We start from the raw sequence: 22,815 nt of genomic DNA, 5'->3' as shown, positions 1-22,815 counted from the left end.
AGTTTCGGTTAAGTACTAGTATAATCCCTCTTTTAGATTTGTAAAATGACTATTAATCTCGGATTACGGCCAAACATAACTAAATATTAGACTAAATGCAAAAAAATACGATTAAATGTAATATTACTGTTTCTTTATCTGTATAGAAAACGTCAAATATTTGATAAGATTGTAAGGCAGTTTTATTAATAATTAACATAAACCCAGCCTGAGATTGCTTCATATTCTGGATCATTCAAGTTGAGAACAAAATAGTAGGTGCCAACTGGAACACGATTTCCTTTGTTGTCAATTCCTCTATTAATGGTGCCATCCCATGGTAAATCATTATCACCTTCAAAAATAAGCGTACCGTATCGATTGTAAATGAAGAGGCGATGCTCTAAAAATATATCATAAAGTCCTCTGATATTGAAGGTATCATTTTTTGAATCACCATTGGGTGAGAATCCTTCGGGAATTTCTGGGGGACAGTTTTCGGTTTCTATTATAAATTGAAAAATTTCATAACAAAGCTCAGTTTCTAATCGAACAAAAATCAATTGTGGGTCCGATGAGTTTTGAAAGTCTTGACTATTTAAAATTGAATTTGATGCCATTTCTAAATCATTCAAATTGTCATAAAACGTTGCATTGGCTTCGTCTAGACCCGAATCAGTCAAGGCATCAAATAAATTAAAAGTTGCTGTATTGAAACCTTCATTGCAGGCCAACAAATCTTGAAGGTTTTGTATCTCAGGAATGATGAGTAATTCAACCAGAGACATGGTCGTATTATTAGTCTCATTGGTTTCGGTTACAATTCCCATGCCTTGACCATTGTCATCGACAACAGCAACTAGTTCAAAATTTGGGCTGAGTGTTTCAGGAATTGTCAGCGTTATGGTTCCCGATTCGCTTCCGCCTATTGGTAATTCGGATTGTGTTAGGGTTTGTCCCACTAAACTTGTATCCGCATAGAACGCAATTGGTGTATTTGCATGCAAACTCGCTGTGCTGTTGGTATTAAAAACCGTATAATCAATCGATATGTCCTGCGAACCACAGGTGATATTGATGTTGTCTATGACTATTTTTGCATCAGGCAATTGACTATTAAGCACGGTAATGACAGAATTAATCATTACAAAATCCTGTCCTGAGGTTAAACTGATGGTCGCAGAAGTATCGCCAATGGCTATATTATTCTGAATATTGTAAACATCAATATCCATATTGTAAAGATCTGATTGACCAGTAAAACTATCGGTGCCATTAAAAGCATTGTTCGCCGGGTTCAAAGGTGCATTGCTAATCACATTGCCATTAATTGTCAGTTGTTCATTAACGGCAAGTGCATCGTCACCTTCCCAAGCGATAAAGCCTATTTTGGCGTCTTCGTTATCAAAAACATTAAGGTTGGTAAGGTTAATTTCAAGCGTGTCAGGAACACTCTGTAATCCGTCATAAATATTTATTTGATTCAAGGGTAAACTCAAATCCTCATACACAACTACCAAAGCCCAGCCGGCGAAGTTGGTTCCCGTAGGGCAATATGGCGGAATGACGGCTGATACATCTAAATTAGATAGCGTATAGGTACCGTTTCCTGTTGTAGAAATTTGTTCAGTAACATCAGCAAATGCTGCAAAAAAGACTCGAGTATCATCTAAGCTGTCAGAAAATGTTCGATTCGGAAGAAGAGCAGTTTCATTCAAATTAATATCAAAATCACCATTACCTGAACCTGCCCAATATAAATAGGCGGCTATGATACTCTGATTTTCCTCTAAGTTGAGTTCTGAAGCGCTTTCAGTTTGAATTATACAATCTGAAAACAATCCGTTTTCCTGAAGATTCATGGTATTTCCGATAGCTACATAATCATAATGCCCATTGAGTTGATTGAAAAGTGAGACGTCTTGTGCAAATCCAAAATTTATTGCCACTAAAGAAAACAGAAAAAACAGGAGGTATCCCAGGGAAGAATTCTGAAGGAGACGCGACTGTAATTTCATCTTTTTAAAGTAAAGTGACTCGAAAATTGACGGCCATCCTCCAATTTTACAGAGAACCAATAATCACTTGTAGGCATGGGATTGTCGTTATAGGTGCCATCCCATCCAGAACTGGTCGGATCAATTTCTGCTAATAGCTTTCCGAAACGATCAAAAATATAGACAATGGTTTTTGGCTGAAATTGGGAGGAAATACCTTGTACTTGCCAAAAATCATGATTACCATCGCCATTGGGCGTAAAATATCTTGGAAAACCAACTAGGGAAACCAAATCTTCAGAAATACCACAATTGTTCTTGTCTCTAACATAAACCGTATATATGCCAGGTCTTACATCGTCGAATATGTTGCTGTCTTGGTACGGACCATTAACATTATCCAAAGAAAATTCATAATCGCCTTCGCCACTAACTAAGACTGTAACGGTATTGTTCTGAGACGCATCCATTACATTAAAACCTTCAATTGTGGCGATGTTTGAAGCGATAACCGTTACCGTTCGGTCTATAAAACAGCCGATAGTGTTAGATACACGTACGGTGAAAACGCCAGCTTCACTGACTTGTATCTCAGAAGTAGTTTCGCCCGTGGACCAATTGTAGAAATAGTTATTGGGTAAGTCGTTGATGACGCCTCCACTGAGAGTTATTGGTTCGGGAAACCTGTTGAGGCAATAAATGACATTTTCAGAAATTATAACATTTGGCACATCTAACACTTCAAGCTCAATTTCATTGATTCCGTAACATTGATTGTCATTTTCTACTCTTACAAAAATTATTTGATTGTTGATTTCTGTATTAGTATACAATACGTCTAATGGGTTTTCTTCCAATAAAGCATTGTCCAAGGTTTCAAAATAGGATAGCGTTAAGTTGGGAGGTAAATTATTTAAAACTTGGTCATTGGCTTGGCTGAGGTCAAATTCCGTGAAACCGTCTTCCACGCCATCGGCATCACAGACTTGTAGAAGAGCGTCATTGGCAGAAGTAACGCTGACTTCTAAACTGATTTCAGATATGGCGAAACAATTAGTATCAGTATTTGTAACTCTAGCGAATACAATTTCACTTGGCTGGTTATTGAGGTAATTTGTAGCATTTAAAGGGTTGCTCTGCGTTTCAGCTTCAGCAAACGAACGATAAAACGTTACGGAAATGCTTCCTGTTATATCAGTTATAATAGGACCAGATTGAGAAAGATTAAATGGTGCAATACCGTCTTGAGCGCCAAATTCGTCACATTGAAATAGCGAGAGATCAGTTGCCAGAGGTACAGGAATAACTTCAATATTGAACGATGAAAACCCCACACAGCCAGCATCTAAATCTTCAATCCTAACAAATATTTCTATAGGATTTGGTGTAGAGACTGTATATAATAATGGTAAGGCTTGGTCATTGTTTTGAGCATTGTTTTGTGATGTATGGTAGCTTATCTGATAGTTTGCTGATGGAATACCTGCAAGCATTTCGGCTGTCTTAATGTTAAAATCAAAAGTTGTTGATTCGTTAGTATCGTCGCCATCGGCTAAATCATCACAGACCAAAAAATCTGTTGGCGTATTAAATTCTGGTGAGTCTACAACTGAAAGATCAACCTGATTAACAATAAAACATCCCGTAGTGCTATTTTCAATCCTTACATAAATACTTTGTGAGCCAGATAGGCTCTCATAAACAGACGGAAGTACATTGTCATTTATGTTGGCATCGCTAACATTCTCATGAAAGGAGACTTCTATATCAGATTGATTGTTTTCAATTTGATTTTGAAGGTTACTAAGATCAAAATCAGCTATCCCATCATCAAACGGTGCTTTATTGTCACAGATTTCCAGATTTAATTGCGATTGCGATACCGGATTTACAGGATTATCAGGAAAGGTTGCCGTACCGGTCCATTCCAATGAAAAAGGACTATTACCGATAGGTCTGTCTATAACCAAAAAATAGGTTTCCCCAGCAGTCACTTGGAGCTCACTAACAAAACTGTTACCGTCGGCACCAGGACCTTCGGTAGGATCAGTTTCCGATGCGTTCATTCCTGTTAAATTATTGCCTTGTCCTGCCGCTTGTGGATTGGTAGTAGAGCACCTAATGGCCTGGCCGATGTTTCCACAACTTCTATTTGGGCCAAATATGAAAAAGTCGTAATCCTCGCTGATATCTGTGCTATTTGGAGTAAGCACAAAGCCCAAAGTTCCTGAGGTCGCGATTGTAATATTAAACCAAATGCTATTATTTTCTTGGCTTTGGCAAGTATTAGATCCTGATAACTCTTGAGTGCCGATACCATCAACATCAATAGTTATACTCGAATTTCCGCAAACCGTTACAGAGAATGCGCAGTCGTTAGGCTGTTGGGCAAACGCAAAAGAAGTAAAGACAAAAAACAGTAATAATGGAATAATCTTCAATTGGGGCATAGTCTGAGTTTAGCGTTTTAAAGTAAAATGACTAGAAAACTCACGTCCATCTTCCAATTTTACGGAGAACCAATAATCGCTTGTTGGCATTGGATTGTTATTGTATGTCCCATCCCAGCCAGAACCCGTTGGATCTATTTCGGCAAGAAGTTTCCCAAATCGATCAAAAATATAGACGATGGTGTTTGGTTGAAACTGTGAGGAAATGCCCTGAACTTGCCAAAAGTCGTGATTGCCATCACCATTTGGCGTGAAATATCTTGGAAAACCAACTACGGAAACCAAATCTTCAGAAATACCACAATTGTTTTTATCCCGAACATAAACCGTATAAATGCCTGGTCTTACATCATCGAATACGTTGCTGTCTTGGTACGGACCATTAACGTTGTCTAAAGCATATTCATAATCCCCTTCGCCACTAACTAAGACTGTAACGGTATTGTTTTGAGACGCATCCATTACATTAAAACCTTCAATTGTGGCGATGTTTGAAGCCAACACGGTTATTCTTCTATCTTTAAAACAGCCTTCAACATTGGTCACTCTTACAGTGTAAATTCCTGCTTCGTTGACTTGAATTTCAGATGTGGTTTCGCCCGTAGACCAATCATAAAAATAGTTATTAGGAATATCACCGATAATACCTCCAGTTAATGTAATTCGTTCGGGGAAGGTATTGAGACAGTAGATGGTTTCGTTTTCAATTTCTACGTTTGGTAATTCTTTCACTCTTAGGAAAACTTCACTAATACCGTAACAGGCATTGTCATTTTCAACACGGACGTATATGGTTTGCTCAAATGGGATAGTGTTGACAAACAAATTATTTAATGGATTTACTTCCAAGAGCGCATCATCATTAGTGCCGTAATAGACCGTTTCTAATCCTGCTGGTAAATTTTGAAGTACTTGTGCATCTGCTTCAGACAAATCAAATTCTCGAAAACCATCTTCAGTACCATCGTCATCACATAGTTCTATGGTGGCGTCATTAGAATCTGTGACACTCACTTGTAGGGTCACTTCAGCATAATTAATACAGGACGTAGTGGTATTGGTAATTTTTGCAATTATCGTTTGAGGATTGGTTGTGTTGGGATAGTTTGTCCCGTCTATTTCGTCCAAATCTGATTCGGCATCTGTTTGTGATAAAAAATAGGTCACTGAACTTGTAGGTTCGCCATTGGCAATGTCACTTTCTATTTCTGTGATATTAAATACAGTTCTACCATCTGGGACACCGTCTTCATCACATTGGAGAATTGTTGCGTCAGTAGCTTGCGGTGAGGGATTTATTGTTATGGTAAAACTATCGACTACAAAACAATCTGTATTTAGATTATTCTCTAAACGTATAAAAATAGCTTCACTAAACGCTGTGGTATTGCAGTATGGGCTTACAAGCGGTGCAGTATTTGTTTCAGCTTCAGCCATAGAATTGTGGTAGCTTACCGTAAAATCAGCATCACTTTGGTTAGGGCCTAAAATGGTTGCTGAAAGTGCATCGAGTTCAATTAGGGAAATTCCGTCAAAAGGGTCATCCTTGGTGTCACAAAATGAAGTATCGCTTGGTAAAGTAATAACTGGGGTGTCAAATACTTGGATATTAAATGAAGTAATATCGAAGCAGTTTAGATTGTCGGTATTACTGACCCGAGCAAATATTTCTTCTGGGTTATTGGTGTTAATGTAGTTGGGATTGAGAGGATTTTGATTATCTATAGCATCGCTTTCAGTTCTAAAATAATCTATACTAAATTGTGAAGGGTCTTGTAGTCCGAGTACTTCGTTGTTTTTTAGAGTTAAATTAAATGTTGAAATACCATCATTATTATCATCACAAATTATAATATCTTCTGTCATATTTGCAACTGGAACATCAAAGACATTAACTACGGCATTACCTTCAATGGGACAATCTCCACTATTTGGTTCTATAAAAACTTCATAGAACCCAGAATTATTGATTTCTAATTCAAATGTATCTTCAGATAATGGCAAGCCATCTTTGGTCCAAGCATAATCTGCACCTAAAATATTTTCTGCAGTTAAGGTATAGGTATCACCTTCACAGAGAAGAAGCTCGGTTGTGCTTTCACCATTCTGAATAATATCGATTTGGGAATTGAATAACGATTGTATAAACGGGGGTAGGCCAATACGACTTTTATTTTGCCCTGTTCCATTTACATCCAAAAGAACACCAAATTGATTATAATTAGCAGCTGTCCCTAGTAATTCAGGATTATTGATTACTCCAAGATACTCATCAGACGAAAAAGGATTCGTAAAAGCCAGCTGCGCTCTATAAATTTTCTTATCAATGCCCAACTGAATAGCTCCAGCACTTATGGTGTTAGAAGTATTTACAACGCGTAAAGAATTGGGGATGTCTGTTGCTTCTAAATCCCACTGAACTAATTGACTCGGCCCTCCGCCCCCAGGTCCACCTCCAATGGTGGCGTATACTCTTCTGTTTTCAGCTGAAAACTCTACTCCATAAGGGCTGTTCCCCCTGTTGGGATTATATAACTCCATGCTGTTTGTTACTACTCCAGTATCGTTATCAAAATCGAAAAGATATACACCACCTGGGGTATCTTGGCCTAGAGATGTCGCAAAACCTTGATGTGCAGCAACCAATTTTGAGCCGTCAGGAGAGGCTTTAAGGTATCCAAGAGCATTACGTCGATAGCCTTCAGCAGGTACTATAGGGCCAACTACAGATTCTACTGGTGAATTATTAACCCCGTTTTCATCTATTTTAAACGCATAAAATCGGTCTACAAAGTGGGTAATTACCCAAATCGAGGAGCAATCATCAGCTTTTACAGCAGTGATTTTTTCAGAACATTTTAACTGTGACTGTAAGGGATTGGTAGTGTCAAAAGTAACAAGAGAAACATTTTTTTGACCTGCAACGACAGCACCAAGCCCACTATTTAAAGTAATATCAATTAATGTGTACATTAACCCATCATTAACACCATCTCCATCGGTCTGCCCAGGAAAAGATGAGGTATTCCAATGATGGGGTTCATCGACGGTAAAAATGTAATATAAATCAGGATTTTGGGGTTGTGGAACGATTAACCCGGATGAAGTACTTGAAGGATCACCTTTTAAACCAAATCCGCCTTGCATCACCACATGATTTCTATTCCAAACAGTTATTCCGTCCGAATAAAATAAAAGGTTACCATCGGTATCAGATATTGAAGTACAACCTTCTAAGGTGTTAAGTTGACCATTAGTTACAGCAGTTACTGTTCCTGAATCTAAATCAAATTGTACTCCGGCGTTTTGTCCGAAATACCAATTAGAAGCCTCATTCTGTCCAAAGGACACAAATGAAAAGAAGACTAATAAAAGACTAAGATGCCTGTAGGTCATATCCGATAGCGCTAGCTATCAAATATATTACAAATCTCTTTTCTTTAATAATCGATAGGATAAAAAGATAAAAACTGCCGTCCAACCCAAAACAATGGCCACTTCATGGAAGTGTACAGCGTAGTCATGAATTAACTCTTTGTTATCAGGAACAACAGTGGCTGCAATTCTCAAGAAAGGAACATCGATTAATTTGTACATTGATTTGAGTGGAAAGAAATTTTGAATATTCGTAGCAAGCTCTTCAGTGCTAAATTTCCATATAATTCCATATGCAATCCACTCTAAGCAATACAACACAAATAAAAAAGCTAAAGCAAAAGCGGAGCGTTTGGCTAGCATCCCAAAAAACAAACAAAGACTAAAAAAGCCAACGAGTTTTACAAAATATCCGACTAAGAACTCTAAGTCTCTTGTAACAATTCCAAACTCAGTGTAGCTTGAATAAAAGAAGCCAATACAAAGGGTCATTATTGCTATTATTAGTGTTGATACCAAGGAGAAGAATGATATAGTATAGAATTTTGATAATATAAATTCTCTCTTACTCAAACCATCAATTAAATTTTGTTTAAGTGTTTTATTACTGTATTCATTGCCTATCATACTTACCACCACAATAGCAAAAAAGAATTTAAATTGGGATGCAAAGAACGTTACTAAATGCCAAATTAATGGAAAATTAAATAGTCCGTATTCACCCAATTCTAATGTGAAATATCCAAAAAAAGGAATCTTAAAAGAAGAAATTAGGACTATGAAAAGTGGTAGTATAAAAGATATAAAGATTAGGACTTTGCTTGTTCTATTCAGCCAAAGTTTTTGTAATTCTAATTGTATAAGTCGTAACATGTTATGATTGGTTATTCTGACAATGGAGCCAGAGAAATGATTGATTAGTTTAAATTGTCAGTTAACTGTAAGAATTGCTCCTCGAGACTTTCCTTTCGTTTTACCAAATGTGATAAAACGATGCCTTTTGAAAATAAAAGCTGATTAAATTCTGATGCCGACATCGGTTCGTTTAAAAAAGCGGTAATGAGCCCGTCTTCAACTTTTACGTTTCCGAAGTTGCTGTCACTTTCCAATAGAGCCAATAGGTCGTCATGCTTGTCTGCTTTTAATTCGAAGAAGCCATGACTATTTATCATTTCGTCCACACGCCCAGAATATAATTTTTCACCTTTACGAAGCACCACCACATGCGAACACACCTTTTCAACTTCATCCAGTAAATGCGAAGCCAGTAAAATAGTGGTGCCACCAGCGGCAATATCTTTTATAATCTGTCTAATTTGATGAATACCCTGAGGATCTAAACCATTGGTAGGCTCATCTAAAATTAAAATTTCTGGATCATTGAGAAGGGCAGAAGCAATGGCCAAGCGCTGTTTCATTCCTAAAGAAAATGTTCGGAATTTAGAATCTTTTCGGTCTAAAAGACCAACGACTTTCAATTTTTCTTCAATTTTACTGTGGTCTACACCTTTAATTCGGCAAACCAATTTAAGGTTTTGCGCCGCCGTCATATACGGGTAAAAGTTTGGTCGCTCAATAATAGCACCTACTTTTTTTAAGGCATCATGTGTCGAAGTATTACCGTCAAACCAGTGAAAATCGCCATTGGTTCTATTAACAACGTTTAAGACAATACCCAAGGTTGTAGATTTTCCACTTCCGTTAGGGCCTAAAATGCCATAAACATTACCTTTATTAATGGTAAAACTTAGGTCTTTAACTGCAGTGAGATAACCGAACTTTTTGGTAAGGTTATTTATGGTAAGAATGGTTTCCAAATGTGATTGATTTAGAATCGCTCGTTTATTTTGGACGTAAACAAGGCGATTGATTGGTTGTTATGAGTAAGACGAACCTAAGAGAAGTTTGTTACATACAAATGATAAAAAAAAGCATTTCAAATTTTTGAAATGCCTTAGCTTTAAGTTTTAATTCCAGTTCTCGTCAAAATCGAGATTTTCGTAATCGTCAAGGTCTAAGCCTTCCTCAAACTCATTATAATCCTCAGGATTTTCATCAGCCGTAAATTGCTTCTCGGGAGCCGTGTCTGGGATTTGCCCTTGAACAAACATAAGATTGGGATAGTCGGTGCCTTCAGCTTCTTCAACTATTTCAGCCAGCTCTACATAAAACGTCCACATACTTAAAAAGTCGTACACATAAATCAGTTTTGTAGACGCTTCGTGTACAATGTCATTGATCTGAGTTGTACTCATCATTCGCACTTCATTATCTGCTTCACTCATATCAAACATGGCAATTTCCTCGCCTTGATTCCAGTCTTCATCACTCACATAAAACGAAGCCATTTCCATACCATCAAACCCGAAGGATTGGGTAATGATATTGTGGAGATCTTCCATAGTGTCCGACTCTCTAATTTCCAAGTCTCTAAACACGTCGACATCATCGGTATTGTTGTCTAAAACAACTCTAAATCTGTAAATCATAGTTAAATATTCGGCGCAAAGATACGATTAAACTTGAGTCGTGGCTTCAATTTTCGCTTCACGTTTTCTGCTTTCCATAAAGATATAAAATTGAATCCCAATCATAATGGTGGCAATCACAATGTGAAGCGGTTGCGTACCGAATGGAAATTCAAAATAATACATGGAAACACCGGTGATAATCTCAGCAATGATGCAAAGCATAACTAGGTTGATTTTTCGGTAACCAAGGCCTAGTTTTCTATTCAGTCTGAATAGCCAAACATTCACCAACAAAATGGCAATTGAGAATGTCCTATGAATGTAAAAGCTCAAAGGCAAGGTGCTTGTATTGTGCATCTCTAAAGTACCAGCTAATTTCACTTCCTCATCCACATACTCACGTACTTGGGTTCCCAATACAATTTGAATCAGCGACAACACAATCGCAACACCCATTATAGTATTAAATTTTGAATGAAACAGTTGTTTCTTAAAACTGGTCTTCGATAGGAAAATGAGGTACAAAATAAAAGCCACAATCACTAAGGCCATAACCATATGGATGGTAATTTTGTACGGCGCCAAGTTGCTATCAACAACCGTTTTCCCTAACCAGGCTTGGAATGCCATACCAAAAACGGTTGATAGCGATAGGACGAGATAACGTTTTTTATCCTTCCACAGCCAGAAGCTCATAATGGTGAACATCAAAATCGGAATTCCGGACAAGGCGCCAATCAATCTGTTGATGTATTCCACCCAAGTATGCAATGGATTAAATTTGGCATAGTCGTGTTCGGTGTAGGCTTCCCAATTTTCTACATTTCTAATCTCTGAAGATGTGAAATCTTTTGTTGCCACCTGTAAAGTTTCATCAACAATAATAACAACACCCTTCTTGTACTCATGATTGGGTTTAAACTGTAGTTCAGAAAGCTCTGTTGGTGGAATGTAGTATCCAAAACATTTTGGCCAGTCGGGGCAACCCATACCAGAACCTGTCATACGGACCACAGCCCCTGCCACGATGACGAGATAAATCAAAACCAAAGCAATCTTTGCTGTTTTTCTAAAGTAGCGTTTCATTAATCAGAGATTGTTAAACCAAGTTGCTTTCCTTCTTTGAGCATCAAATCATAGGCGGCCTCATATTCATTAGGGATATCACCTTCCAAAATGGCTTCCTTAATTTTTTCTTTAATAATCCCGATTTCTTTTGAAGGCTTTAAATCAAAGGTCTTCATAATAATTTCACCAGAAACGGGCGGTTGAAAATTCCGCACTTTATCGCGTTCTTCAACTTCTACAATCTTATCCCTTACTTTTTTAAAGTTATTATGGTATTTCTTGAATTTTCTGGGATTTTTAGTGGTAATGTCTGCTTCACATAAAGTCATTAGGTCTTCAACATAATCACCTGCATCAAACACTAAACGACGCACCGCAGAATCGGTTACCTCAGTCGCCAAGACAATTGGCCTGGAACTCATATACACCATTTTTTGAACAAACTTCATTTTGTCATTTAATGGCATCTTTAAACGTTTAAACAGTTTGTAGACCATTTGTGCACCCACAAATTCGTGGTTATGAAACGTCCAACCTACCTTTTTGCTAAAGCGTTTTGTTGGTGCCTTACCAATATCATGCAATAGCGCCGCCCAGCGTAACCAAACATTATCCGTGTTTTTGGAAATATTATCAACCACTTCTAAGGTGTGGTAAAAATTGTCCTTGTGGCGTTGGCCTTCTTTTTCGTCAATACCTTTAAGCGCTGTCAGCTCCGGAATGATATAGTCTAATAATCCCGTTTTTTCCAAATGCAGAAAACCAATTGAGGGTACGTCACTAGCCAGAATTTTATTAAGCTCAGTCACAATACGCTCATTAGTAATGATTTTGATTCGGGATTTATTTTTTGTGATAGCATCCAAAGACGCCTTTTCAATCTTAAAATTGAGCTGTGTCGCAAATCTTATCGCGCGCAACATACGTAACGGATCGTCACTATAGGTAATAACAGGATCTAGAGGTGTTCTAATTAAGCCTTTATCTAAATCCGCCATACCATTAAATGGATCGAGCAACTCGCCAAATGTGTCTTTTTTCAGACTTAATGCTAAAGCATTTATGGTGAAATCACGTCGATTTTGGTCATCTTCCAAAGTGCCAGACTCTACATAGGGATTTCTGGAATCTTCAGAATAACTTTCCTTTCGTGCGCCAACGAATTCAAGTTCAATGTCTTGAAAACGAAGCATCGCTGTGCCGTAGGTTTTAAAAACCTGTACTTTGGGTTTATTCGGTAAAGCATTTGCGACGGCTGTGGCGAGGTCAATACCGCTACCTATAGCAACAATATCAATATCCTTGGCAGTACCTCGCTCCAAAAAATAATCGCGTACGTAACCGCCAATAACATATGCGTCCATGTTTAGCGCTGTGGCAACTTCGGAGATGGTTTTGAAAACAGAATGTTGAAGTGCTTGTTTGTAGTTCATCGAAGCAAAAATGCGCGTTAATCCCTTAAAATAGTCACGGAACCGTCAGAATTGTATTTGATAATTCGTGATGGTACAGAGGTGCTATTTTCCTTTGGCAAATTTACGACATAGTCCACGCTTTTTAAAACTCGGGTATCGATTTCTTTAAAGGTTTTAGGAGTTGGCTCACCACTAATGTTCGCTGAGGTTGAAACGATTGGGGAGCCTAAGGTTTCAATAAGCTCATGAGCAAAACCATCCCGGACCAGTCGTATAGCAATAGAGCCATCTTCAGCCAATAGGTTTTGGGCGAATCCTGTTGGAGTGGTATATATGATTGTGGTTGGTCGTTCGGCCGTTTCAATTAGGGTTTTAAGGTCTTCTGAAAGTTGTCCAACATAATTTTGTAGCATTTCCATGGAGCTTACCAAACAGATTAGTGCCTTACTTTCTTCACGCTGTTTTATAGTGTAGATTTTTGAAACGGCTTCAGGATTTTTGGCATCACATCCCAATCCCCAAACTGTGTCTGTGGGATAGAGCAGGGTTTGGGCTTCATTTAAAACGGATAATGCTTTATCTACTTCGGTTTGCATTTGCCTTACTTTCTAACCAACAAAATCTGATAGCGATCAATCAAGATTTTCCAATTGCGCTCCAACATGTATTCAACCACTAATTTTCCTTTGCCACCGCCAGGCAAGCCACAGTCATCAATCAACACAATACTATCCTGGTGTAACTGGTTTTCAATTAGCTTGAATTCTTCAAGATGATGCACCTGACTTTTATGCTGAATCTCGGTATCGGTTTTGGAATAGTCATAACTGTCCAAATACAAAAAGTCAACTTGTTCATTAAAACGTTCCAGAAAAGTAAGGGAGTCTTCGAGATACACAGTCACCACATCACTCAATCCATTTTCTTCAACTGCAGCTCGCGAGCCCTTAACGGAATCTTCGCTGATGTCTACAGAATGCATTTTTGCGCCATTTCGTTTGGCCCATTTTCCAAATACAATCGTTGCGGCACCGTCGCTTTTTGTGCCATCTAAACCTTTGCGGGATGTGCCGGTTTCTATAATGCTTTTGGCTTGTCGCTCATTTAAGAGGCGCAAGACTTTTGCGAATGTTACACGTCGTCTTCTAAAATTATATTTAAACGGCATAAACGGATACAAATGTCTATGCTGTAAAAATTTAATGACCAAAGGTGTAAGAATGGCCAAACCAAGAAATATGTAGATCAGTGTTTTCATGTTGCGCAATGGTTTTGTGCAAAATTAAACTTTTAAATAAGCTATGCTAGATTTAGAAAAGAAGACTGCGATAGACCTCAGCATATTCAAGCGCCGCGGTATCCCAATTAAAGGAAGTGCCACGTTGTATAAGTTGCTTAGAGAGTTGCTCTTCATTCTTTGAGAAATCTGAAAGTCCTTCGTTTAAAACGTCTGCCATGTATTCTGGGTCATAACGGTCCCAATAATAGGCGAGTGGTCCGCCAATTTCGGGTAGAGAAGTGTTGTTTGAAAGAAACACAGGTGTCCCAAATCGCATAGCTTCAATAGGCGGAATCCCAAAGCCTTCTCGCCAGGATGGAAATACGAAAGCCGTACACTGCTGCAGGTAATATTGCTTATCTACTTCTGAAATCTTTCCTGCTATATGAACCCGATTTGAAAGATTCAAGGCTTCAATCGAAGGTTTCAAAACCGTTTCAAAATAAGAGGTACTGCTGTTTCCGGCGAGGATGAGGTCTAAGTCTTTTAGGTGGACCAACATCTTTACCAGAGCATTAAAATTCTTTCGTTCGGTGAATTCGCCGATACTGAAAAGGAATGGCCTTTCTGTGGTCAGTTTTGGTTTGTAACCAGTGGGAATGCTATTCTCTGTAATCGGGTTACCATTATAAATGACATATTCAGGTACATCGGGCACATCAAAATATTGATGGGTAGATGTTTTTGCAAATTCTGAAATATAAGTAATTGCGGAAGCACGATTCAATTTTTCAATAAAACGCTGGTTGCGCTCATGGTTTAAATCTGAAGACACTTCGTCTATAAAATTCACGTCATGAACTGTTAAGACATAAGGGATATCATGGTAAGGTTCAATCTTTATATTTTGATTTAAGCAATGCCAAACATCATATTTTTTTCGGATTCTGAACAACGGATACCGACTAATGGACTTGTAGGTTTTATAGTTGAAATATTCACCATACTGCTGTTTTAAAGGCTTAATGTCTTTAGCATGAAGTGTCATCTTAAAATCATTAATATTGGCATGATACAAGCCTTTAATCAAATGCTTGTTAAACTGCCCAAATCCGAAATACGCGTTTTTGATATTATGTGATTCTAAGAAAACCTGTTTCATATTAATGGAGTCGTCTGTATTTTGCCCATAAGATAAGGTAGCGTTTAAAAACCGAAAAGGCTTGGCAGTACGCTAGAATAAACCCTTCCTTGCCGTCTAAAATACCTAAACGAATGAGATATTGATGCCAAAAGCGGTACCATGGCCGAAATAAAAAATGATAAGCATTGGGACGCACATTTTTTTCATAGAGCTTATCAGCCTGTAACGTTGCATAGTGCGTTAACTTATCATTGAAGGCATCAAAACCTTTATAGGAGTAATGGTCTAAGCGATGCTTTAATTTTGAAGTTGTTCCGTTGATATCCAAAGTTTCATGTACTAAGTTACCATTGTAGCTACAATATTTCCTATTGAAAAAACGAACAACCCAATCCGTTTGAAAACCACTGTATTTCATCTTTTTGTCCATAAAGTAGTATTGGCGTCTTACGGAGTAAGCAGCAGCTTCAGGTGTTTTGGATTTCAGGCTTTTTAATTCATTGATTAGGTCTTCAGATAAAGCTTCATCAGGATCAAAAAATGCCACCCAATCATGCGAAGCCTGAGACAAAGCAAAATTCTTTTGATCGGAGAAATTTTTGAATTCTCGTTGAATAACTTTCGCATTATTAGCTTCGGCGATTTTTAATGTATCGTCTGTACTGAAAGAATCTACGATGATGATTTCATCTGCAAACTGCATCTCATCCAAATAGCGCTGTAGATGTGTAGCTTCATTATACGTTATGGCTAAAGCAGTAATCTTCATTAGTTCATCTGCTTTTGTAAAAGTATTAGTTTAGAATAGCGTGAAAACACACCATAAGCATTTATACTTGCAATGGCTAAACCTGCAACGCCATCTAAAATGCCACCTCTTAAAATATAGCTACTGAAAAAGCGGTAAAAGGGTTTAAAGGCTAAATGAAAATAGGTGACTTTCTTGCCTTTTTTTAAGAGTTGTTCCGCCTGAAACCACGCATAGCTATCCTTTTTTGAAATGTAATGTCGAATGCCTTTATATGTGTAATGCAAAACGGGAGCATCTAGTTTTGATATTTTACCTTCAACATTCAGTTTTTCATGTACTAACCCTGTAAAATGAACCCCTTTTCGTTTTACTAATCTCAAAACATCGTTATTGTGATGGTAGAGAAATCGGTTAATAAAAAAGTGCGGAAAATTTAATTTATAACCTGAAAATTCATTCTGACTTATGGCTTCTTCAATCTGAAGTTTCAACGAATGTGTTATACGTTCATCGGCATCCAAGAATAAAATCCAGTCGCCCGTAGCATGCTCAATAGCATGGTTTTTTTGGTTTGAAAAATTATCGAATTTTCGAGATAAAACAGTGCAATTATAGTCTTCTGCAATGGCAACAGTTTTATCAGTACTCAGGGAATCTACAACAATAATTTCATCGGCAAAACTAACGGATTTAAGAGCATCTTCTAGATAGTCTTCCTCGTTGTAGGTTGGTATGATGACGCTAAGTTTTGCCATAGAATTTTTACCAGACAAATGTATTAAATTAAGTTATCTTTGCGCCGTATGATAGATACTTCCATCATAATAAGCACCTATAATTCTCCCGAATGGCTTGAGAAAGTCTTGTACGGCTACAACAATCAAACCTACCGCAATTTTGAATTGGTCTTGGCAGACGATGGCTCAGGCCAAGAAACTTTTGATTTAATTGAACGACTAAAAGGCGATTTGTTTTATGAGATTAATCATATCTGGCATGAGGATAATGGCTTTCAGAAATCGCAGATTTTAAACAAAGCGACTGTTGCCTGTAAAACACCCTATATAATAATGTCGGACGGTGATTGCATCCCTCGTAAAGACTTTGTTGAGGTGCATGTAAAACACCGTGAAGAAGGTCATTTTTTATCAGGGGGCTATTTTATGTTACCAATGGAAACTTCTAAAACCATTACTAAAGACGATATCTATTCAGAACGTTGTTTTGATGTTTCATGGCTAAAAAAACACGGTTTATCAGGTTCTTTTAAGAACAATAAATTAACGTCTTCGGGATTTAAATCATGGTTTTTAAATTCTGTGACACCTACCAATGCCAGTTGGAATGGGCATAACGCCTCGGGCTGGAAAGACGATATTGTCGCTATTAATGGTTTTGACGAGCGCATGCAATACGGTGGTCAAGATCGTGAATTGGGCGAGCGTTTGATGAACTATGGTATTAAGAGTAAACAGATACGCTATAGTGCCGTTTGTATTCATTTAGATCATAAACGCGGTTATAAGAATCAGGAGTCGATTGATAAAAATCTTCAAATTAGAGCAACGACCAAGACCGAAAATAAGGTGTGGACGGATTATGGCATAAAGAAAGCCTAGGCCAAATGATAATCTAAAAAGGCTTTCAATTCTGGAATAATCAATTCGGGTTTAAATTCTTCGTACATTAATTGAGGATTCTCTTCAATGTTTTTCCGTGTTGCGCGATCGGTTTTGAACAACTCTGGTTTATGGTCTAACAGATGTACCGATGTATGTGTTTTACCGTCTTCAAAACTGGCCCAAGACTCACGAAGAATATAAGGCGAATAGATTGTAAACGTAGGTTTGTTTAGTGCTTTAGCGATGTGTACAGAACCACCTTCATTAGCTACCAATAAGGTCGAAGCATTCATCAATTGTACAAAACCGCGAATGTTTTCCTCATAAACGTCAAATAAAATTTGATCTTTTCGTTCGCATCGCTCATAGAGTGTTTTTGCTTGTTCCTTTTGGTATGGCGCATAATTAAATACAATTTTGGCCTTGTAATGTTCGGTGACATAATTTACCAAATTCAATACATAATCCAATGGCATTGATTTTTTTGGATTACTTCCTAGAATTCCGAAGACCAAAATAGGCTCATCAATTTTTGATACTTTATCATGGCTTAATTCTAAAGGTTCAAGGTGTATTTTTGGCTTGTAAATAGGGTCTTTAATATTGAATTGTGACGTCACCAAATGCACACGGTCTTCCAAAGATTTACCACAATTTAAAGTTGCTTTTTCCAATAGAGTTACAGGATGTGTGTAGGCACCCAATTTTTCAGATTTACCGATTTTTACAGAACCAATGCGTTGTTTGGCACCAGAGAGCAAGCACAACACACGGCTTTGGAATTTTGCATAAGGATCAAAAATAATGTCGTATTTCGTTTTACGAATTTGACGCGCCATTTTTAGTAAATTGCCCAATCCTTTTAGATCCTTTTCAGCAATGGAAATGATGTTGTCAATATTTGCATGATGATCTAAAACACCAGTGCAATAGTCGTAAGCCAAGAAGTCGACCTGACTTTTAGGATATACTTTTTTAATGTTATCAGCGATCACGGTAGAGAGCAGAACATCCCCAATCCGCTTGTTCTGAATGATCAGTATTTTTTTCATTAACAAGTTCGAAGTATATTCGCAAAGTATTATAAATTCTATACTTTTTAAAGTAATAATGAAGAAATTAAAGGTTCATAAAGACTATAAAAATCATCGGGCATTATTGCTCGATCTTATAGCTAATTTTGAATCTCAAGGCGAGATTATTGTCGATGGTGATCGTAATAAAATCAAGTCCTTTGACTTGGAAGGCACCCAAATCAACATTAAACGCTTTAAAACTCCCAATGTCTTTAATGCATTGGTCTATCGACATATTCGAAAATCGAAAGCAAAACGAAGTTTTGAATACGCCAAGCTATTGGAGTCTAAAACTATTGGAACACCTGCGCCGATAGCTTATTTTGAAGACACCTCAATTTGGGGTTTGGGGGATAGCTATTATGTCAGTAAGCATATTGATTATGACTTCGATTTTCGGGATTTAATCCATCAGCCGAATTTCCCCGATCGTGAAAATATCCTAAGACAGTTTACCGCATTTACCTTTAAACTTCACGAGAACAATATTGAATTTTTAGATCATTCTCCTGGAAACACCTTGATAAAGACAAAAGGTAACGGAAATTACAATTTCTTTCTGATTGACTTAAATCGAATGCGTTTCAAATCGTTAAATCTTCAAGAACGCTTACACAATTTTAGACGTTTATGGTTGTCTAAAACTATGGTAAAGATTATTGCTGAAGCTTATTCAGACTTAACTAAAGAGCCTTTCGAAAAAGTGTACGCTATGTTGTTGGAAAGCAGTAGAGCCTTCCAGCGAAAAAAGAATACGAAAAAATTAAGAAAACTGGGTCGACGCCCTAAATTTAAATCTTAAACAGCCACATCATATTCTCGTAAAGCATCATTCAAAGAGGTTTTCTTATCCGTACTTTCTTTACGCTGTCCAATAATTAATGCGCAAGGTACCTGATATTCTCCAGCCGAGAATTTCTTTGTGTAGCTTCCAGGAATTACAACAGAGCGTGCCGGTACAACGCCTTTCATTTCCTTTGGCTCGTCACCAGTAACATCAATGATTTTTGTACTCATGGTCAACACTACATTAGCACCCAAAACAGCTTCTTTTTCTACACGGACACCTTCAACAACAATACAGCGAGAACCAATAAATGCACCATCTTCAATAATTACTGGAGAAGCTTGTAACGGCTCTAAAACGCCACCAATACCAACGCCACCAGACAAGTGAACCTTCTTGCCGATTTGCGCACAACTCCCTACAGTAGCCCAGGTATCTACCATAGTCCCTTCGTCCACATAAGCTCCAATATTCACATAACTCGGCATTAAAATTGTCCCAGATGAAATATAAGCCCCATGTCTAGCCACGGCATGTGGTACCACACGAATGCCTTTTGTAGCATAGTCTCGCTTCAATGGAATTTTGTCATGGTATTCAAAAATGCCGACCTCAAAGGTTTCCATTTTTTGTATCGGGAAATAGAGTACTACCGCTTTTTTCACCCATTCGTTGACTTGCCAACCTCCATCTGTAGGTTCAGCGACACGCAACGTACCTTCATCGATAAGGTCTATGACGCTTCTAATTGCTTCAATGGTAACTTCGTTTTTTAGCTCTGAACGGTCGTCCCAAGCTTTTTCTATAAGGGATTGTAATTGTTTCATTTTTGAAAAATTGAATTACAAATATACAGCCTCAAAAAGTGGGACTAAAGTTTTTTCAAAAAAAGATGTACTCCTTATAACCCTATTCTTTCAATCAAAATTATTTTGATGATTTGAAACCAACCAGCCTTAAAAATTTCGATAATATGATAAACTATGACACCACAAGTGTGGTAGGTTTTTTATATGTATTTTTGCGCTGTATGGGACGATTATTGGCATTGGATTTTGGTAAAAAACGCACGGGAATTGCCGTGACGGATGAATTGCAAATTATTGCATCAGGCCTGTGCACGGTTGAAACTACGGATGTCATACAGTTTCTTTCTGAGTATTTTGAAAAAGAATCCGTGGATGTCATCATTATCGGAGAGCCAAAACAAATGGACAATTCAGTGTCTGAAAGCGAAGCTGATATTCAAAAGCTATTGCCTAAGTTAAAGGCTAAATTTCCTGATATGCCCATAGAACGGGTAGATGAGCGCTTTACCTCCAAAATGGCATTTGAGACGATGATAGATTCCGGATTAAAAAAGAAACAACGCCAAAACAAAGCCTTGATTGATGAAATTAGCGCCACGCTGATTCTTCAGAATTATATGACGAGGTTGTGACTACTACATTCCGAATTTATTTCAGAATCGTCTTGCCAAACCCGCAGGAATTGTATTTTTGCAATCGAAAATAAACAGAAATGATTTTACCAATTGTAGCATACGGCGACCCAGTTTTAAAGAAAAAAGCGGTGGAAATTGATGCGAATTATCCGAAGCTTTCTGAGCTAATAGATAATATGTATGAGACCATGTACGGTGCTTTTGGTGTAGGTTTGGCCGCACCGCAGATTGGTTTGGCTATCCGTTTGTTTTTGGTGGATACGGAGCCGTTTTCTGATGACGAAGAACTATCCGACGAAGAGCGTGAAGAACTACGGACCTTTAAGCAAACCTTTATCAATCCTGTTATTCTTGAAGAAGAAGGCGAGGAGTGGGCCTTTAATGAAGGCTGTTTGAGTATTCCGGATGTGCGTGAGGATGTCTTCAGAAAACCAAAAATAAAGATTGAATTCCAAGACGAAAACTTCGACACCCACGTTAAAGAATTCGATGGGTTGATTGCTCGTGTAATTCAACATGAGTATGACCATGTTGAAGGTGTGCTCTTTACAGACAAACTATCGTCATTTAAAAAACGATTGATAAAAGGAAAGCTTACAAACATTTCAAAAGGAAAAATTAATATTGATTACAGAATGCGTTTTCCGGCCATGAGCAAAAAACGTTAAGCATAGATTATGACATTAGACAAGATACTTTCCATTTCAGGAAAACCAGGACTTTATAAAATAGTGACCCAGACCAGAACCGGTGCTGTGGTTGCATCACTTTTAGATGGTAAGCGAATTACTGTTGGAGCGCATAGCAACATCAGTATTTTAAGTGAAATTGCTATCTATACCTTAACAGAGGAAGTGCCATTAAAAGACGTTCTTAAAAAAGTGATGGATAAGGAAAACGGCGAACTAACGTCGATTTCTCACAAGGACAGTAAGATTAAGCTAGAGGAGTATCTCTTTGAAGTCCTTCCGGATTATGATGAAGACCGCGTTTACGCTTCGGATATCAAAAAAATCATTCAGTGGTACAATATTCTTCAGAAAAACAATTTGTTGGACGCTTTAAACGCTGACGACGAAGATGCTGATACGTCTGAAGAGGAATAAATAACCCCGACACGAGTTTACGAGTCGTCGGGGACTTTCAACCTGAATCTATGGCCGATAGAACTACTCAGTTACAAGCTTTCGACCGTCTACTCACCATAATGGATGAGTTGCGTGAGCAGTGCCCATGGGATAAAAAGCAAACCATGGAATCACTTCGTCATCTTACCATTGAGGAGGTATATGAACTTGGCGATGCTATCCTAGAAAAGGATTTAGACGAGGTTAAAAAAGAGTTGGGTGATGTTTTGCTACACATTGTGTTCTACGCTAAAATTGGTAGCGAAACCAAAGATTTTGATATTGCCGATGTCTGCCATTCCATCTGCGACAAATTAGTCGACCGCCATCCGCACATCTACGGCGACGTTAAAGTAAACGACGAGGAAGACGTAAAGCGGAATTGGGAAGAATTAAAATTAAAGGAAGGCAAAAAGAGCGTTTTAGAAGGCGTTCCGAAAAGTTTACCTGCCATGGTCAAAGCAAACCGGATTCAAGATAAAGTTGCTGGTGTTGGGTTTGATTGGGAAGAGTCGCATCAAGTTTTTGAAAAAGTGGAGGAGGAACTGCAGGAATTGAAAGACGAAGTCGCTTCAGCCAACCAAGACAAAATTGAAAGCGAATTTGGCGACGTGCTATTTTCCATGATAAACTACGCGAGATTCTTAAATGTGAATCCAGAAAATGCTCTAGAGCGAACCAATAAAAAATTCATAAAGCGTTTTCAATACCTCGAGGCGAAATCCAAGGAAATCAACAAGCCATTAAAGGACATGACCCTGTCTGAAATGGATGTGTATTGGAACGAAGCGAAAAAGCTTTAGGATTTATTTCAAACTTGTTTGTTTTCGAAATAGACTAAATTTCAAATATAGTTTAGATGTCAGTCCCGAAACTTCGGGAGAGCGCAC

The 22,815-nt window shown here is 37.9% G+C and carries 21 protein-coding genes; 6 read left to right on the top strand and 15 right to left on the bottom strand.

Translation table 11 applies throughout. From position 1 onward, the window contains the following. Window positions 1-185: 185 nt before the first annotated feature. The 13 genes from ACFOSX_RS13505 to ACFOSX_RS13445 all read right to left on the bottom strand — a co-directional run bounded on the left by ACFOSX_RS13505 (window position 186) and on the right by ACFOSX_RS13445 (window position 16,624). On the bottom strand, window positions 186-1,997 hold the full coding sequence (locus tag ACFOSX_RS13505; protein WP_386102258.1) for a T9SS type B sorting domain-containing protein: 1,812 nt from the start codon (window positions 1,995-1,997) through the stop codon (window positions 186-188). Next, a complete protein-coding gene (locus tag ACFOSX_RS13500; protein ID WP_386102255.1) occupies window positions 1,994-4,426 on the bottom strand; it encodes a T9SS type B sorting domain-containing protein in 2,433 nt (810 codons plus the stop codon). Before ACFOSX_RS13500 ends, ACFOSX_RS13505 begins: the two co-directional genes overlap by 4 nt. A gap of 9 nt (window positions 4,427-4,435) precedes the next feature. Next, window positions 4,436-7,822, bottom strand: coding sequence for a T9SS type B sorting domain-containing protein (locus ACFOSX_RS13495; protein WP_386102252.1), 3,387 nt, complete (start codon window positions 7,820-7,822; stop codon window positions 4,436-4,438). Between the two features lie 27 nt (window positions 7,823-7,849). Then, window positions 7,850-8,674 carry an ABC transporter permease gene (locus tag ACFOSX_RS13490; protein ID WP_386102249.1) on the bottom strand — a complete coding sequence of 275 codons (825 nt, stop codon included), beginning with the start codon at window positions 8,672-8,674 and terminating at the stop codon, window positions 7,850-7,852. 44 nt (window positions 8,675-8,718) lie between these two features. Next, complete coding sequence (locus ACFOSX_RS13485; RefSeq protein WP_386102247.1) at window positions 8,719-9,618, bottom strand: ABC transporter ATP-binding protein; 900 nt, start codon at window positions 9,616-9,618, stop codon at window positions 8,719-8,721. 150 nt (window positions 9,619-9,768) lie between these two features. Then, the gene (locus tag ACFOSX_RS13480; RefSeq protein WP_386102244.1) at window positions 9,769-10,290 is read right to left on the bottom strand and encodes an IS1096 element passenger TnpR family protein; all 522 of its coding nucleotides are present in this window, start codon (window positions 10,288-10,290) and stop codon (window positions 9,769-9,771) included. 27 nt (window positions 10,291-10,317) lie between these two features. Continuing rightward, the gene (locus tag ACFOSX_RS13475; protein ID WP_386102241.1) at window positions 10,318-11,358 is read right to left on the bottom strand and encodes a COX15/CtaA family protein; all 1,041 of its coding nucleotides are present in this window, start codon (window positions 11,356-11,358) and stop codon (window positions 10,318-10,320) included. Continuing rightward, a complete protein-coding gene (locus ACFOSX_RS13470; RefSeq protein WP_386102238.1) occupies window positions 11,358-12,773 on the bottom strand; it encodes a CCA tRNA nucleotidyltransferase in 1,416 nt (471 codons plus the stop codon). Before ACFOSX_RS13470 ends, ACFOSX_RS13475 begins: the two co-directional genes overlap by 1 nt. 17 nt (window positions 12,774-12,790) lie before the next feature. Next, a complete protein-coding gene (locus tag ACFOSX_RS13465) occupies window positions 12,791-13,351 on the bottom strand; it encodes an L-threonylcarbamoyladenylate synthase (protein ID WP_386102235.1) in 561 nt (186 codons plus the stop codon). Between the two features lie 5 nt (window positions 13,352-13,356). Next, window positions 13,357-14,013: a class I SAM-dependent methyltransferase gene (locus ACFOSX_RS13460; protein ID WP_386102232.1), complete on the bottom strand. Its 657-nt coding sequence runs from the start codon at window positions 14,011-14,013 to the stop codon at window positions 13,357-13,359. A gap of 52 nt (window positions 14,014-14,065) precedes the next feature. Then, window positions 14,066-15,136 carry a glycosyltransferase family 4 protein gene (locus tag ACFOSX_RS13455; RefSeq protein ID WP_386102229.1) on the bottom strand — a complete coding sequence of 357 codons (1,071 nt, stop codon included), beginning with the start codon at window positions 15,134-15,136 and terminating at the stop codon, window positions 14,066-14,068. Between the two features lies 1 nt (window position 15,137). Then, on the bottom strand, window positions 15,138-15,887 hold the full coding sequence (locus tag ACFOSX_RS13450; RefSeq protein ID WP_386102226.1) for a glycosyltransferase family 2 protein: 750 nt from the start codon (window positions 15,885-15,887) through the stop codon (window positions 15,138-15,140). After that, the gene (locus ACFOSX_RS13445; protein ID WP_386102223.1) at window positions 15,887-16,624 is read right to left on the bottom strand and encodes a glycosyltransferase family 2 protein; all 738 of its coding nucleotides are present in this window, start codon (window positions 16,622-16,624) and stop codon (window positions 15,887-15,889) included. Before ACFOSX_RS13445 ends, ACFOSX_RS13450 begins: the two co-directional genes overlap by 1 nt. 48 nt (window positions 16,625-16,672) lie before the next feature. On the opposite strand from ACFOSX_RS13445, the gene ACFOSX_RS13440 reads away from it, so the two are divergent. Next, window positions 16,673-17,488: a glycosyltransferase family 2 protein gene (locus ACFOSX_RS13440; protein WP_386102220.1), complete on the top strand. Its 816-nt coding sequence runs from the start codon at window positions 16,673-16,675 to the stop codon at window positions 17,486-17,488. On the opposite strand, the gene ACFOSX_RS13435 is transcribed toward ACFOSX_RS13440, so the two are convergent. Then, window positions 17,485-18,543, bottom strand: a complete 1,059-nt coding sequence (locus ACFOSX_RS13435; RefSeq protein WP_386102217.1) for a glycosyltransferase family 9 protein — start codon at window positions 18,541-18,543, stop codon at window positions 17,485-17,487. The two genes, ACFOSX_RS13440 and ACFOSX_RS13435, sit on opposite strands and share 4 nt — an antisense overlap. A gap of 58 nt (window positions 18,544-18,601) precedes the next feature. Here ACFOSX_RS13435 and ACFOSX_RS13430 point away from each other — a divergent pair, with 58 nt between their 5' ends. Continuing rightward, entirely contained in the window at window positions 18,602-19,369 is a 768-nt protein-coding gene (locus ACFOSX_RS13430) for a lipopolysaccharide kinase InaA family protein (RefSeq protein WP_386102214.1), read from the top strand. Here the strand turns inward: ACFOSX_RS13430 and ACFOSX_RS13425 are convergent. Beyond that, window positions 19,366-20,181, bottom strand: coding sequence for a 2,3,4,5-tetrahydropyridine-2,6-dicarboxylate N-succinyltransferase (locus ACFOSX_RS13425; RefSeq protein WP_386102211.1), 816 nt, complete (start codon window positions 20,179-20,181; stop codon window positions 19,366-19,368). The genes ACFOSX_RS13430 and ACFOSX_RS13425 overlap by 4 nt on opposite strands. 203 nt (window positions 20,182-20,384) lie before the next feature. Between ACFOSX_RS13425 and ruvX the strand changes: the two genes are divergently transcribed. The 4 genes from ruvX (at window position 20,385) to mazG (ending at window position 22,728) form a co-directional block, all read left to right on the top strand. Further along, window positions 20,385-20,795, top strand: a complete 411-nt coding sequence (gene ruvX, locus ACFOSX_RS13420) for a Holliday junction resolvase RuvX (RefSeq protein WP_386103051.1) — start codon at window positions 20,385-20,387, stop codon at window positions 20,793-20,795. 80 nt (window positions 20,796-20,875) lie between these two features. Continuing rightward, window positions 20,876-21,466, top strand: a complete 591-nt coding sequence (gene def, locus ACFOSX_RS13415; protein WP_386102208.1) for a peptide deformylase — start codon at window positions 20,876-20,878, stop codon at window positions 21,464-21,466. A gap of 9 nt (window positions 21,467-21,475) precedes the next feature. Continuing rightward, on the top strand, window positions 21,476-21,904 hold the full coding sequence (locus ACFOSX_RS13410; RefSeq protein WP_386102205.1) for a DUF5606 family protein: 429 nt from the start codon (window positions 21,476-21,478) through the stop codon (window positions 21,902-21,904). A 50-nt stretch (window positions 21,905-21,954) separates the two neighbouring features. Further along, a complete protein-coding gene (gene mazG / locus ACFOSX_RS13405; RefSeq protein WP_386102202.1) occupies window positions 21,955-22,728 on the top strand; it encodes a nucleoside triphosphate pyrophosphohydrolase in 774 nt (257 codons plus the stop codon). Window positions 22,729-22,815: the final 87 nt, after the last annotated feature.

Origin of the sequence: Winogradskyella maritima (assembly GCF_042650215.1) — a bacterium.
Taxonomy (GTDB): Bacteria; Bacteroidota; Bacteroidia; order Flavobacteriales; family Flavobacteriaceae; genus Winogradskyella; species Winogradskyella maritima.
Note: the sequence above shows the minus strand (reverse complement) of the source record. Positions and strands in the feature narration are given on the sequence as shown.

What these genes read in the sequence shown, in the direction of transcription:
- ACFOSX_RS13505 (WP_386102258.1), bottom strand. Translation starts at nt 1,997, where the DNA reads ATGAAATTACAGTCGCGTCTCCTTCAGAATTCTTCCCTGGGATACCTC.
- ACFOSX_RS13500 (WP_386102255.1), bottom strand. Translation starts at nt 4,426, where the DNA reads ATGCCCCAATTGAAGATTATTCCATTATTACTGTTTTTTGTCTTTACT.
- ACFOSX_RS13495 (WP_386102252.1), bottom strand. Translation starts at nt 7,822, where the DNA reads ATGACCTACAGGCATCTTAGTCTTTTATTAGTCTTCTTTTCATTTGTG.
- ACFOSX_RS13490 (WP_386102249.1), bottom strand. Translation starts at nt 8,674, where the DNA reads ATGTTACGACTTATACAATTAGAATTACAAAAACTTTGGCTGAATAGA.
- ACFOSX_RS13480 (WP_386102244.1), bottom strand. Translation starts at nt 10,290, where the DNA reads ATGATTTACAGATTTAGAGTTGTTTTAGACAACAATACCGATGATGTC.
- ACFOSX_RS13475 (WP_386102241.1), bottom strand. Translation starts at nt 11,358, where the DNA reads ATGAAACGCTACTTTAGAAAAACAGCAAAGATTGCTTTGGTTTTGATT.
- ACFOSX_RS13470 (WP_386102238.1), bottom strand. Translation starts at nt 12,773, where the DNA reads ATGAACTACAAACAAGCACTTCAACATTCTGTTTTCAAAACCATCTCC.
- ACFOSX_RS13465 (WP_386102235.1), bottom strand. Translation starts at nt 13,351, where the DNA reads ATGCAAACCGAAGTAGATAAAGCATTATCCGTTTTAAATGAAGCCCAA.
- ACFOSX_RS13460 (WP_386102232.1), bottom strand. Translation starts at nt 14,013, where the DNA reads ATGAAAACACTGATCTACATATTTCTTGGTTTGGCCATTCTTACACCT.
- ACFOSX_RS13455 (WP_386102229.1), bottom strand. Translation starts at nt 15,136, where the DNA reads ATGAAACAGGTTTTCTTAGAATCACATAATATCAAAAACGCGTATTTC.
- ACFOSX_RS13450 (WP_386102226.1), bottom strand. Translation starts at nt 15,887, where the DNA reads ATGAAGATTACTGCTTTAGCCATAACGTATAATGAAGCTACACATCTA.
- ACFOSX_RS13445 (WP_386102223.1), bottom strand. Translation starts at nt 16,624, where the DNA reads ATGGCAAAACTTAGCGTCATCATACCAACCTACAACGAGGAAGACTAT.
- ACFOSX_RS13440 (WP_386102220.1), top strand. Translation starts at nt 16,673, where the DNA reads ATGATAGATACTTCCATCATAATAAGCACCTATAATTCTCCCGAATGG.
- ACFOSX_RS13435 (WP_386102217.1), bottom strand. Translation starts at nt 18,543, where the DNA reads ATGAAAAAAATACTGATCATTCAGAACAAGCGGATTGGGGATGTTCTG.
- ACFOSX_RS13430 (WP_386102214.1), top strand. Translation starts at nt 18,602, where the DNA reads ATGAAGAAATTAAAGGTTCATAAAGACTATAAAAATCATCGGGCATTA.
- ACFOSX_RS13425 (WP_386102211.1), bottom strand. Translation starts at nt 20,181, where the DNA reads ATGAAACAATTACAATCCCTTATAGAAAAAGCTTGGGACGACCGTTCA.
- ruvX (WP_386103051.1), top strand. Translation starts at nt 20,385, where the DNA reads ATGGGACGATTATTGGCATTGGATTTTGGTAAAAAACGCACGGGAATT.
- def (WP_386102208.1), top strand. Translation starts at nt 20,876, where the DNA reads ATGATTTTACCAATTGTAGCATACGGCGACCCAGTTTTAAAGAAAAAA.
- ACFOSX_RS13410 (WP_386102205.1), top strand. Translation starts at nt 21,476, where the DNA reads ATGACATTAGACAAGATACTTTCCATTTCAGGAAAACCAGGACTTTAT.
- mazG (WP_386102202.1), top strand. Translation starts at nt 21,955, where the DNA reads ATGGCCGATAGAACTACTCAGTTACAAGCTTTCGACCGTCTACTCACC.